Annotated in this window: 10 protein-coding genes; 8 read left to right on the plus strand and 2 right to left on the minus strand. The window is 69.0% G+C overall.

The genetic code is table 11. The annotated features are described in order from the left end of the window. Nucleotides 1–125 precede the first annotated feature (125 nt). Nucleotides 126–680: a hypothetical protein gene (locus ACX9MO_RS09345; RefSeq protein ID WP_462214332.1), complete on the plus strand. Its 555-nt coding sequence runs from the start codon at nt 126–128 to the stop codon at nt 678–680. 57 nt (nt 681–737) lie between these two features. After that, the gene (locus tag ACX9MO_RS09350; RefSeq protein WP_462214333.1) at nt 738–1,073 is read left to right on the plus strand and encodes a cupin domain-containing protein; all 336 of its coding nucleotides are present in this window, start codon (nt 738–740) and stop codon (nt 1,071–1,073) included. A gap of 104 nt (nt 1,074–1,177) precedes the next feature. Here the strand turns inward: ACX9MO_RS09350 and ACX9MO_RS09355 are convergent, their stop codons facing one another. Continuing rightward, nucleotides 1,178–2,389 (minus strand): aminopeptidase P family protein, encoded by a 1,212-nt coding sequence (locus tag ACX9MO_RS09355; protein ID WP_462214334.1) that lies wholly within the window; start codon nt 2,387–2,389, stop codon nt 1,178–1,180. Nucleotides 2,390–2,633: 244 nt separating this feature from the next. Here ACX9MO_RS09355 and ACX9MO_RS09360 point away from each other — a divergent pair, with 244 nt between their 5' ends. After that, on the plus strand, nt 2,634–3,626 hold the full coding sequence (locus tag ACX9MO_RS09360) for a P1 family peptidase (protein WP_462214335.1): 993 nt from the start codon (nt 2,634–2,636) through the stop codon (nt 3,624–3,626). 48 nt (nt 3,627–3,674) lie between these two features. Here the strand turns inward: ACX9MO_RS09360 and ACX9MO_RS09365 are convergent, their stop codons facing one another. Further along, nucleotides 3,675–4,490 carry an alpha/beta hydrolase gene (locus ACX9MO_RS09365; protein ID WP_222494389.1) on the minus strand — a complete coding sequence of 272 codons (816 nt, stop codon included), beginning with the start codon at nt 4,488–4,490 and terminating at the stop codon, nt 3,675–3,677. Nucleotides 4,491–4,594: 104 nt separating this feature from the next. Here ACX9MO_RS09365 and ACX9MO_RS09370 point away from each other — a divergent pair, with 104 nt between their 5' ends. The 5 genes from ACX9MO_RS09370 to ACX9MO_RS09390 all read left to right on the plus strand — a co-directional run bounded on the left by ACX9MO_RS09370 (nt 4,595) and on the right by ACX9MO_RS09390 (nt 12,720). After that, nucleotides 4,595–6,073 carry an NAD-dependent succinate-semialdehyde dehydrogenase gene (locus tag ACX9MO_RS09370; protein WP_462214336.1) on the plus strand — a complete coding sequence of 493 codons (1,479 nt, stop codon included), beginning with the start codon at nt 4,595–4,597 and terminating at the stop codon, nt 6,071–6,073. Between the two features lie 425 nt (nt 6,074–6,498). Beyond that, complete coding sequence (locus ACX9MO_RS09375) at nt 6,499–8,103, plus strand: purine-cytosine permease family protein (RefSeq protein ID WP_462214337.1); 1,605 nt, start codon at nt 6,499–6,501, stop codon at nt 8,101–8,103. Nucleotides 8,104–8,285: 182 nt separating this feature from the next. Further along, nucleotides 8,286–9,029 carry a 2-dehydro-3-deoxygalactonokinase gene (locus tag ACX9MO_RS09380; RefSeq protein WP_462214338.1) on the plus strand — a complete coding sequence of 248 codons (744 nt, stop codon included), beginning with the start codon at nt 8,286–8,288 and terminating at the stop codon, nt 9,027–9,029. A 268-nt stretch (nt 9,030–9,297) separates the two neighbouring features. Next, entirely contained in the window at nt 9,298–10,326 is a 1,029-nt protein-coding gene (gene deoC / locus ACX9MO_RS09385) for a deoxyribose-phosphate aldolase (protein ID WP_462214339.1), read from the plus strand. A 51-nt stretch (nt 10,327–10,377) separates the two neighbouring features. Further along, on the plus strand, nt 10,378–12,720 hold the full coding sequence (locus tag ACX9MO_RS09390; protein ID WP_462214340.1) for an aldehyde dehydrogenase family protein: 2,343 nt from the start codon (nt 10,378–10,380) through the stop codon (nt 12,718–12,720). Nucleotides 12,721–12,871: the final 151 nt, after the last annotated feature.

A 12,871-nucleotide genomic window follows, 5' to 3' on the forward strand; every position in this document is an offset into this window, starting at 1 on the left:
TTCATGCCGGAGGGGGCTGTCGCGGGTCAGGATAACCGGACTTGCCAAGGCCGCTGTCCGTTTGCCATTCTGCCGTGGATACAAGTCCCGGGCGCTGTTTTGCCCCAGTTTCGAGGAATATTTTCATGAAAACCTTTCTGGCCGCTGCGGCTTTTGCCCTCGCCACGTCGCCGCTCTGCGCGGATGAAATTTCCGATACGCTGCAAAGCGCGCTCGACGCCTATACCGACGGGGATGTCGCCTACGCCCTCGAAGAGCTGGAATATGCCAAGCAGCAGATGATGGCGCTGAAACAGGATGCGCTGACCCGGTTCCTGCCGGAGGCGCCCGAGGGCTACACCCGCGAGGTCAATACCGACATGAACGCGGGCCTTGCCCTGATGGGCGGCGGCGTCGGGGCCGAGGCCGCCTACATGGACGGCAGCGGAGAGAGCTTCACGGTGCAGCTTCTGGCCGACAACCCGATGGTCGCGGGCATGGGGGCGCTGATCTCCAACGCGGCCGCCTACGGGGCCAAGATCGAACGGGTCGGGCGACAGAAATTCATGGTGCAGGACGGCGCGGCACAGGCGCTGCTGAACGGGCGCATCCTGATCAAGGCCGAGGGCGGCGACATGGCCACCATGCTGGCGCTGCTGGAAACCATCGACTACGCCGCGCTGGGCAGCTTCGGCAACTGACCCTTTACCTCGCGCCCCGGGCGGGCTCTGATGGCACGCACCATCCGGAGACCGCCCATGCCCATCCTGTCCGTCACCCCCGCCGGCCTGCCCGAGATCGAACGCCCCGCGCCCGAGAAGGTGATCGCGGGCGATCCGGTCTTCACCACATGGAACCTCGTGGAGGAGGACGGGCTCTATGCCGGCATCTGGGAATCCACCCCTGGCACATGGCGCATCTCCTACGATGAATGGGAATACTGCCGCCTGATCTGCGGCGTCTCGATCCTGACCGAGGAGGGCGGCGCGTCGGTGACGCTCCGCGCGGGCGACAGTTTCGTCATCCCGCGCGGGTTCCGGGGCAGCTGGCAGGTGGTCGAGACCACCCGCAAGGACTACGTGATCCGGCTCTGATGGCATGAGTATTTGGGGAAAGAGGAAAGCGGGGCGCCCCGCCGTCGCTTTCCGTTTCCCAAATATCCCCGCCGGAGGCTTGAAATCCGACGGCCCGCGGGCCCTCAGATCACGTTCTTCTCCGGCCCGTAGGGGAAGCCCGTCAGGTTCTCGTTCCCGTCCCCGGTGATCAGCAGGATGTCATGCTCCCGGTAGCCGCCCGCGCCGGGCGTCCCCTCGGGAAGGGTCAGCATCGGCTCCATCGAGACCACCATCCCGGGCTCCAGCACCGTGTCGATATCCTCGCGCAGTTCCAGCCCGGCCTCGCGCCCGTAGTAATGCGACAGCACGCCGAAGCTGTGGCCATAGCCGAAGGTCCGGTACTGCAGCAGGTCGCGCTCGGCGAGGAAGGCGTTCAGTTCGGCCGTCACCTCGGCGCAGGAGACGCCGGGCTTGAGCAGCGAGAGCCCCAGCTCATGGGTCGCCACGTTGGCCTCCCAGATCTTGAGCGAGGCGGGATCGACCGCGCCGAGGAAGAGCGTCCGCTCCAGCGCGGTGTAATAGCCCGAGATCATCGGGAAGGTGTTCAGCGACAGGATGTCGCCGTGCTGCAGCCTGCGGGCGGTGACCGGGTTGTGCGCGCCGTCGGTGTTCAGGCCCGACTGGAACCAGACCCATGTGTCGCGGTACTCGGCATCGGGGAAGGCGCGGGCGATCTCGGCCTCCATGGCGTCGCGGCCTGCCATGGCCACGTCGATCTCCCGCACGCCCTCACGGATCGCGTCGCGGATCGCCGCGCCGCCGAGGTCCGCCACCCGGGCGCCCTCGCGGATCAGGGCGATCTCGGCCGGGCTCTTGGACATGCGCTGGCGCATGGACTGGGCGTGGATCGGCACCAGCGCTGCGGGCGAGAGCAGCGCCTCCATGGCGGCCTCCACCGTGCGGGTCAGGTGGTCGCCCTCGATGCCCAGCCGCTTGCCGGTGCCGGTGACCGAGGCCACGGCCCGCCAGATATTATCACGCGCCCAGTCGGTATAGGTGATCGCGTCGCCATGGGACCGGCGCCAGGGTTGGCCCGCGTCGATCCCGGCCGAGATCGTCACGCAGTCGGTGGCGGTCACCACCAGCGCATAGGGCCGGCCGAAGCTGCAGTAGAGGAAGCCGGAGTAATAGGCGATGCCATGCATCGAGGTGAGCACCGCGGCATCGAGGCCCTCGGCGCCGAGGATCGCGCGCAGCCCGGCAAGGCGGGCGTCGTATTCGGCGGGCGCGAAGGGCAGGGGGGCCTTTTCGCCGTTGTGGAAACGGTAGAAGGCGGGACGGTCGTGCTGGGTCAAGGTGACCTCCTGTGAAAGAGGTCCCGGCGTACAGGACTGTAGGGGAAGGGCCCTGATCCCTGCGGGGGATTCGGCGACGCCATCGCCCGGGCCTGGGCAGAGAGTACAGGGGCCGGGGAAACGCGCAAGAGGGCGTGACGCGGCACCGGCGTTCTACGGTCTTTCCCGCCTGCGGGGGGCGGTCTAGGGTCCGCCGAATGATCAGCGCGAATGATCAATTGACCGACCAGACGAAGGACTTGCCATGCTGCGCCCCGGCCCCCGCAACCTGATCACCGATGTGCCCGGCCTGACGGTGGGCCAGTCACAGGACCTCGAGATCCGCACCGGGGTGACGGTGCTGACGGCGGAGACCCCCTTCACCGCGGGTGTCAACGTCATGGGCGGCGCCCCCGGCACGCGGGAGACGGACCTGCTGGCGCCCGACAAGACGGTGCAGCAGGTGGATGCGCTGGTGCTCTCGGGCGGCTCGGCCTTCGGGCTCGACGCGGCCTCGGGGGTGGCGGACCTGCTGCGCGCCCGCGGCCGTGGCTTCGGCCCGCCGGAGGTGCGGGTGCCCATCGTGCCGGGGGCGATCCTCTTCGACCTGCGCGGCGGCGGCAGGAAGGACTGGGCCGAGAACCCCTACAAGGCGCTGGGCCGCGCCGCGCTGGAGGCGGCGGGCCCGGATTTCGCGCTGGGCACCGAGGGCGCGGGCACCGGTGGCACCACGGCGACGGTGAAGGGCGGGCTGGGCTCTGCCTCGGTCGTGTTGCCGTCGGGCCATGTGGTCGGGGCGCTGGTGGCGGTGAACGCGCTGGGCTCGCCCATCGTGGGCGAGGGTCCGGAGTTCTGGGCCGCGCCCTTCGAGGTGGCGGGCGAATTCGGCGGCATGGGCCTGCCCGCCGCCTTCCCGGACCCGCATCTGCCGGTCACCAAGATGCGGATGCACGGCAATACGACCATCGGGATCGTGGCCACGGATGCGGTGCTGGACCAGGCTCAGTGCACGCGCATGGCAACGGCGGCGCATGACGGCTTTGCCCGCGCGCTGGTGCCGTCCCATACGCCGATGGACGGAGACCTGATCTTCGGCGCCGCCACCGGGGCCGTGCCGCTGGCGCAGCCGGTGCCTGACCTGCTGGCGCTCTGCCATGCGGCCTCGATCTGCATGGCGCGGGCGATCGCGCGCGGGGTTCATGCCGCGCGCGCCCTGCCGGGCGACCCGGTGCCGGCCTGGGCGGCCCGTTTCGGCTGAAAGCGGCGGCGGGGGCTGCCCCCCGCGCGCCGGATCTCAGGCCGGTCTTCAGGCCAGTGTGGAGACCAGCAACTGGCTGTCCGCGATCTCCAGCGGCTCGATCACGTCGAGATGGTGCCGCCCCTCGGCCACGATGCAGTCGACCTCCCAGGCCTGCGCCAGGTCCCGCGCGTCGCGCTTGAAGACCGGGCGTTCCTTGGCACCGACCCAGACCGTCACCGGCACGTCAAGGCGCTGCTTCATCAGCAGCGGGCTCTCCGCGGCGGCTTCGGCCATGTCGAGGCGGAAGATCTCGTTCATCGTGGTCTGCAGCAGCGGCCGCAGATCCGCCAGCGGCGAGATCGGCACCACCCGGCGCAGCCGCGCCGCCACCTCTGCCGGCAGCATCCCCGGTTGCAGCATCCGCGCCGCCAGGTGCCCGCCCGCAGAATGGCCGACGATCACCAGCGGCCCCGGCACCATCGCGGCCATGACCGGCAGGGCGCGGGCGATCTGCCGGACCGTGGCCGAGACCCGTTGCTGCGGGCAGAGCGTGTAGCTGGGCATCGCCACGGCCCATCCCGCTGCCTGTGCCCCCGCCGCCAGATGCGAGAAAAGCTTGCGGTCAAAGCGCATCCAGTAGCCGCCGTGGATGAAAACCATCAGCCCTTTCGGCGGTGTGCCGCCGGGCAGATGGGGCTGGAAGAGGTCGAATCGTTCCCTCTCCCCCGTGCCGTAGGCGAGGTCGGATTGCAGCCGCCCCGCGTTGCACTCGGTCTTGCGCCACTGCGCGGCGGCCTCGGCCCATTGGCCGGAATATTGTGGCCCGCCGGGGATATGGCCTAGGTTGTCGTAGTCGTCGTCCAGTACTCCGATAACGTCCATGCCTGGGCTCCTCCCTGCTCTGGCACAAAGAGATGATAGCCGCTGGCCCTATGCGTTGGGAATACTAAGTGCTTCCTCAACGGAAAGTTGAAAGGAGCCCCCCAATGCTGGACACCGCAACCGATCTGAAATCCCTGCTCAAGGACCCGAGCCTGCTGGTCGAGGCGGCCTATCTGGCCGGTGAGTGGGTGCAGGGCGACGATGGCACCTTCGAGGTGACGAACCCCGCCCGCGGCGATGTCATCGCCAATGTCGCGGATCTGTCGCGCGCCCAGATCGCCAAGGCGATCGACGCCGCCTATGACGCGCAGAAGGAATGGGCCAAGCTGACCGGCAAGGAACGCTCGATCATCCTGCGCAAGTGGTTCGACCTGATGATGGAGAACCAGGAGGACCTCGGCACGATCCTGACCGCCGAACAGGGCAAGCCGCTGGCCGAGGCCAAGGGCGAGATCGCCTATGGCGCCTCCTTCATCGAGTTCTTTGCCGAAGAGGCCAAGCGCATCTACGGCGAGACGATCCCGGGCCACCAGCGTGACAAGCGCATCACCGTGATCAAGCAGCCCATCGGGGTTGCAGCATCGATCACGCCGTGGAACTTCCCCAACGCCATGATCACCCGCAAGGCGGGCCCGGCGCTGGCGGCGGGCTGTGCCTTCGTGGGCCGCCCGGCCTCGGAAACCCCGCTCTCGGCACTGGTGCTGGGCGTGCTGGCGGAACGCGCGGGCATCCCCAAGGGCGTCTTCTCGATCCTGCCGTCCTCCTCCTCCTCCGAGGTGGGCAAGGAGTTCTGCGAGAACCCCAAGGTGCGCAAGCTGACCTTCACCGGCTCGACCGAGGTGGGCCGCATCCTGCTGCGCCAGTCGGCGGACCAGGTGATGAAATGCTCGATGGAGCTGGGCGGCAACGCGCCCTTCATCGTCTTCGACGACGCCGATCTGGATGCGGCGGTCGAAGGCGCGATCCTGTGCAAGTTCCGCAACAACGGCCAGACCTGTGTCTGCGCCAACCGGATCTACGTGCAGGCCGGTGTCTATGACGCGTTCGCCGAGAAGCTGAAGGCCGCCGTGGCCAAGATGAAGGTCGGCGACGGCTTCGAGGAAGGGACCGAGCTGGGCCCGCTCATCACCACCGACGCCATCGAGAAGGTGCAGGAGCATATCGCCGACGCCAAGTCGAAGGGCGCGGAGGTGATCCTCGGCGGTGGCGACGTGCTGCAGGGCAAGGGCAACTTCATGGAGCCGACCATCGTGACCGGTGCCACGAAGGACATGCTCTTCTCCACCGACGAGACCTTCGGCCCGCTGGCCCCGCTCTTCAAGTTCGAGACCGAGGACGACGTGATCGAACTGGCCAACGACACGATCTTCGGCCTCGCCTCCTACTTCTACGCCAAGGACCTGAGCCGCGTGTACAAGGTCGCCGAGGCGCTGGAATACGGCATCGTCGGCGTGAATACCGGCATCATCTCGACCGAGGTCGCCCCCTTCGGCGGCGTGAAACAGTCCGGTCTGGGCCGCGAAGGCTCGCACCACGGGATCGAGGACTACCTTGAGATGAAGTACATCTGCATGGCGGTCTGACCCGATCCATCGGCAGGGACCTGCGCGCGGGGCGGCCTTCCGGGCCGCCCCGTTTGCGTGAGAGGCCCAGACGGCGTGTGGCGTGATGAGGGAAAAACACGTCACGATGAGGGGTTCCCGGGGCAAAATCCCGGTTTGGCGCTGCATCGCAGAAAATCGCGGAACCGATGTGGTTTAAGGGGGCTTTCCTTCCTGTGTGAGTAGGCGCGGTTCCGCCGATCCAGTGAAACAACCTCCAAGGACCTATGGCCCTAACCGATACGCAAGGCATTGCCAGCCACCCCGCCCCGGCTTCCTCCGGAAGCACGAAACCCCACCCCCGACACAGCGCCATTCCGGCGGCCGCACGACACGTCCGCGGCTGGCGGTATTTCGCTGGGCTTTTCGGAGGCGAGCACATCGCCGCCACCGAATTCGTCATCGGGGTGACTTTCGTGACCATGGGCGTGGGCACCCGCGAGGTCCTTCTGGGTCTCCTGCTGGGCAACCTTCTGGCGGTGGCCAGCTGGACCCTCGTCACCGCGCCGATCGCGGTCGAGACGCGGCGCTCGCTCTTTTCCTACCTCGAACAGATTGCCGGGCCCTACTTCTCCAAGATCTACAACGTTGCGATCCTGCTCTTCTACGGCTCGCTGGCGGCGGCGATGATCACCGTGTCGGCCTATGCGTTGCGGTTCGCGCTCGGCGTGCCGGTGCAGCTGGAGTGGTATCCGACCTCCGGCATGTTCATCCTCGTAACGCTGCTGATCGCTGCCGTCGTGGTGGTCGTGGCGGCCAACGGCTTCGAGGCGATGGCGAATTTCGCCACCATCTGCGCGCCCTGGATGCTGGCCTGCTTCATCTGCGGGGCCGCCGTGGCGCTGCCGGTGCTGGCGCTGAACGCCACCGGCGAGACCGGCTTTGGCGGGTTCACCAGCTTCATCGAGGTGGCGAAGGACCAGATCTGGACCGGCACCACGCCCGCCGGCGCGCCCGGCATCTCCCTGTGGGAAGTCGCGGCCTTCGCCTGGGCCAATGGCGCGATGGTGCATCTCGGGCTGATCGACATGGCGATCTTCCGCTTTGCCCGCAAGAAGAGCTACGGGCTCTTCTCCGGCATCGGCATGTTCCTCGGCCACTACGTCGGCTGGATCGCCGCGGGCCTCATGGGCGCCGGCGCGGCCGTCCTCGTCGGGCTGCCACTGACCGGGCTCGACAGCGGTGACGTCGCCTATGCGACGCTCGGCTTCATCGGCATCCTCGTGGTGATCTGCGCCGGCTGGACCACGGCCAACGCCTGTCTATACCGCGCCGGGCTTGCGGCCTCGAACCTGATGCCCTCGGTGCCGCGGTCGCGGGTCACGCTCTACGTCGGCGTCGTCATCGCCGTGGCCGCCTGCTTCCCCTTCGTGGCGCGGTCGATCATGCCGCTGACCGTCTATGGCGCGATGCTGCTGGCCCCCGTCGGCGCGATCGTCATCGCCGAGCATTACCTGCTGCCCAGGCTGGGGCTGACTCGCTACTGGGCCCGGTACCACGGGCTCAAGCTGAACCCCGCCGCGCTGCTGGCCTGGGGCGTGGCGCTGGCCTTTGCCCTGACGATGCTGCTGACCGGCGCGATGAGCTTCTACTTCATCTTTATCCCGGAATACCTGATCGCCCTTGCGCTCTACCCGCTGCTGGCCGCCCGGATGGGCGCCCGCAATTCCTGGCCCAAGCGCGAGGAGCAGCAGGCCGCCCGGGAAGAGGCCCTCACCGCCTACGAGGAACGCCGCGAGGCGCGCGAGGCAGAGGCCGCGGAAGTTGAAGACGACGACGAAGACCCCTCCGGCTTCCACACCGCGCGGCTGGCGAAATGGCTGCTCTTCGGGGCGGGGGTGATGCTGCTCTCGATGATCTTCTTCGCGGTCCGCATCATGGTCCTCTCTCCCGAGCCGGAACTGCTGGAGAGCTTCCGCCAGACCTTCCAGATCACTGCGATCGTCTGCACCCTGTGCTACTTCATCACCGCGATCCTCGCGATGCAGGTGACCGACGCGAACGAGGGCTGATCCTCCGGGACAGACCGTCTTCGGGCCAGTTTCGGGCCCCTTGCGCGACCGAAGCCCGGGCCCATGCCTCGCTCTCCCCGGGCGCCGCCCTGTCGCGGCGCCCGGGTCACGTTCGGGGGAGGGGCCCCCGCGGGCCCCTGCGCCCCATTGACCGGCGGGGGCCGCTTGCCTATGCCCTCTCCATGAACGACTGGATCGGCATTCTCCCCCATGATGACACCTCCCGCAGGGGCTGGCACTTCCACGGTGCGGACCTGCGCGGCCCGCTGGAGGGCACGGCCCTCGATGCGGCGCTCGAGGGTCTGGCGAGCGAGTCGATCCTGATGGCCGATGCCGCGGGCGCGCCGTCCGAAACGGTGCCCGCCAACCTGCTGCCCGACCAGCTGCTGCACAGCCCCGGGGGCCTCGTGCTGCCGCCGATGGAACAGGCCAGCCCGGCGGCCCGCATCCGGGCCGAACGGCTTTTGCTGATCGGCTTCATGGCCCTGAACCCCAACTGGGACGGTGTCGTCTGCCTGCCCGGCGAGGTCACCACCTGGGCCAGCCTCTCGGCGGGCGAGGTGATCTTCCTCCAGCAGAGCGTGACCGGCCGTCTCGCCGCCGCCCTCGGCGCGGTGGAGATGCCCGATACGGCCGCGCTCGACACCACGCTCTCGCGGCCCGAGCGCCTCGCCACCGACCTGCGCGCGGCGGAGCTCTCCGGTCAGCCCGGCGCCGCCATGGGCCACCTGCTCGGGGCCGAACTGGCCGCGTCCCGGGGGCTCTGGCTGGGCCAGCAACTGGCCGTCATCGGCACGGGCACGCTGGCGCGCGCCTATGCCGCCGCGCTCAAGGCGCAGGGTGCCCCGGTGACCGAGGCCGCGCCCGAGGCCATGGCCCAGCAGGGCTTCCTCGCCCTCGCCCAGAAGTTCGGCCTTCCGGGCTGAGCCCTCATCCACTGTTCCGAAATATCCTCGGGGGGAGGCCCCGCAGGGGCCGGGGGGCAGACAGCCCCCCTTCACCGACGCGGCCCGCGCCCGGCCGGTTGAAATCCTGTGGCCCCGATCCTGCCCCCGATCCTGCCGATGCCGCCAAGTGATCCCGCCCCGCGCTTGCCAAGCCTGCCCCGCCATGCGACCGTCGCGCCCGAGTTGGAGGCCAATGTGAGGCCTGAGTTGAGGCCCGCCTTGGGGCCCGAGCCGAGGGGAGGCGCCGATGCCGCAGGACCACACCCAGACTGCCACGCAGGCCGGTCAGGACACGGCTGAAAAGGGCGGCCATCACCAGCTGCCCCAGACGGTGGAACCGCGCAATCCCGGCATGCCGCTGGACATGGCCTGGGTCGAGGCGGCCACCGCCAATGCCCCGGCCATCACCCGCCGCTGCGCCACCCTGCCGGGGCGGCGCACGGTGAAGAAGGACCACCAGGCCGCCTGGCTGGCCCGCGCGATCTCCTGCATCGACCTGACCACGCTGGCGGGCGACGACACGCCGGGCCGGGTCCGGCGGCTCTGCGCCAAGGCGCGCCAGCCGGTGCGGGCCGATCTGGCCGCGGCGCTCGACCTGCCCGACCTGACGGTGGGCGCGGTCTGCGTCTACCATGACATGGTGCGCACCGCGGTGAAGGCGTTGCAGGGCACGGGCATTCCCGTGGCTGCCGTCTCCACCGGCTTCCCGGCCGGGCTCTCGCCCTTCCACCTGCGGGTGGCCGAGATCGGCGAGAGCGTCAGCGCGGGGGCCGCCGAGATCGACATCGTGATCTCGCGCCGCCACGTGCTGACCGGCGACTGGCAGGCGCTCTACGACGAGATGCGCGCCTTCCGGCAGGCCTGCGGCGATGCCCACGTGAAGGCGATCCTCGCCACCGGCGAACTCGGCACCTTGCAGAACGTCGCCAAGGCCAGCCTCGTGTGCATGATGGCCGGGGCGGATTTCATCAAGACCTCCACCGGCAAGGAAAGCGTGAACGCCACGCTGCCGGTGAGCCTCGTCATGATCCGCGCGATCCGCGAGTATCACGAGCGCACCGGCATCCGCATCGGCTACAAGCCCGCGGGCGGCATCTCCAAGGCCAAGGACGCGCTGGTCTACCTGAGCCTGATCAAGGAAGAACTGGGCGACCGCTGGCTGCGGCCCGACCTCTTCCGCTTCGGCGCCTCCTCCCTGCTGGGGGACATCGAGCGCCAGCTGGAACACCATGTGACCGGCGCCTATTCGGCCTCGTGGCGCCATGCGGCGGGCTGAGAGATTGAGTATTTTGGGAAAGATGAAGCGGGCGTCGTGCGGGGGCGGGCAATGAGCGTGAAAGAGATCTTCGAGACCATGACCTACGGCGAGGCGCCCGAGAGCGCGGGCGAGGCCCTGGCCTGGCTGGTGGACCAGGGCGACCGTTTCGGCTGTTTCATCGACGGCGCCTTCGCCGAGCCGGGCGAAACCTTCGAGAGCCGCAACCCCGCCACCGGCGAGGTTCTGGCCCATGTGACACAGGCGAGCACCGGGGACGTGGATGCCGCCGTGGCCGCCGCACGGGCGGCCCAGCCGGGCTGGGAGGCGCTTGGCGGTTATGGCCGGGCGCGGCACCTCTATGCCCTGGCCCGGATGGTGCAGAAACATGCCCGCCTGCTGGCGGTGCTGGAAACGCTCGACAGCGGCAAGCCGATCCGCGAGGCGCGCGACATCGACATCGCGCTCGTGCACCGGCATTTCTACTACCACGCGGGCATGGCGCAGCTGATGGAGGCCGAGCTGCCGGGCCGCCGCGCCATGGGTGTCTGCGGGCAGGTGATCCCGTGGAACTTCCCGCTGCTGATGCTGGCGTGGAAGGTGGCCCCGGCACTGGCCATGGGCAACACCGTGGTGCTGAAGCCCGCGGAATATACCTCGCTCACCGCGCTGTGCTTTGCGGATATCTGCCGTCAGGCGGGCCTTCCGGACGGCGTCGTGAACATCGTCACCGGCGACGGTGCCGTGGGCGAGATGGTGGTGACCCACGCTGGCGTGGACAAGGTGGCCTTCACCGGTTCCACCGAGGTGGGCCGCCGTATCCGCACCGCCACGGCGGGCCAGGCCAAGGGGCTGACGCTGGAGCTGGGGGGCAAGTCGCCCTACATCGTCTTCGAGGATGCCGATCTCGACAGCGCGGTCGAGGGGCTGGTGGATGCGATCTGGTTCAACGGCGGGCAAGTCTGCTGTGCGGGCTCGCGCCTGCTGGTGCAGGAGGGCGTGGCCGACCGTTTCCACGCCAAGCTGCGCGCCCGGATGGACAAGCTGCGCGTGGGCAATCCGCTCGACAAATGCATCGACATGGGCGCGATCGTGGACCCGTCGCAGCTGGAACGGATCAGCCGCATGGTGGCGGAGTGCGACGCGGGCGAGGTCCATGCCGCGCCCTGCGCCCTGCCCGAGGGCGGCTGCTACTATCCGCCGACGCTGATCACAGGGCTCTCCGCCTCCGATCCGCTGATGCAGGAAGAGATCTTCGGCCCGGTCCTCGTCTCAGGCACCTTCCGGACGCCCTCAGAGGCGGTGAGCCTGGCCAACAACACGCGCTACGGTCTCGCGGCCTCGATCTGGTCCGAGAACATCAACGTGGCGCTGGAGGTCGCGCCCAAGCTGGTGGCGGGCGTGGTCTGGGTGAACGGCTCGAACATGTTCGACGCGGCGGCGGGCTTCGGTGGCGTCCGGGAGAGCGGTTTCGGCCGGGAAGGCGGCTGGGAAGGGCTGATGGCCTATACGAAGCCCGTGGCCGAAGGCGCGCCGCTGGCGAAACTGGCCCCGATGCTGGGGCAGGGCGGACCAGGGGGCGGGCTGAATCGCACCGCCAAGCTCTATGTCGGCGGCAAGCAGGCCCGGCCTGACGGCGGCTATTCCCGCGCGGTCTATGGTGCGGAGGGCAAGCTGCTGGGCCATGTGGGCGCGGCCAACCGCAAGGATGTGCGCAACGCCGTCGAGGCCGCGCAGGGCGCCGCCGCCTGGGGCCGCACCACCGGTCACCTGCGGGCGCAGATCCTCTACTACATCGCGGAGAACCTCGAGGCGCGGGCGGAGGAATTCGCCGCGCGGATCGACGCGCTGACCGGCTCCGGCGGGGCCGAGGAAGTGGCGGCCTGCGTGAAGCGGCTCTTCACCTGGGGGGCCTGGGCGGACAAATATGCAGGCAACCTCGCGGCGGTGCCGATGAAGGGGCTGGCCATGGCTTTGCGCGAACCCGTGGGGGTGATCGGCGCGATCTGCCCGGACGAGGCGCCCCTGCTGGGGTTGGTCTCGGTGATGGGACCGGCGCTCGCCATGGGCAACCGCTGCGTGCTGGTGGCCTCGGAGATCTTCCCGCTGGCGGCGACGGATTTCTACCAGGTGCTGGAGACCTCGGACGTGCCGGGGGGCGTGGTGAACATCCTGACCGGGGCACATGCGGAACTGGCCCCTGTGCTGGCCAGGCACATGGACGTTGAGGCGGTCTGGTGCTTCTCCTCGACCGACCTGTCACAGGCGGTGGAAGCAGGGGCCGCGGGCAACCTGAAGCGGACCTGGGTGAACGACGCGCGGGCGCGTCACTGGCTGGGGGCCGAGGGCGAGGGACGGGCGTTCCTGGACGCGGCGACAGAGGTGAAGACCGTGTGGGTGCCCTACGGGCTGTGATCCGTGGCGGCGGGGCCGGGGGGCTGTCCGCCCCCCACGGGGCCGTTGGCCCCTCCCCCCGAGGATATTTCTGAAACGAAAATGGATGAGGGCCGTGGGGCCGGGCGGTGTGCCTCAGGTTGTGGAGGCCCTCTCTGCCGATCCGGGGAGG

Source organism: Pseudooceanicola profundus (assembly GCF_054919315.1).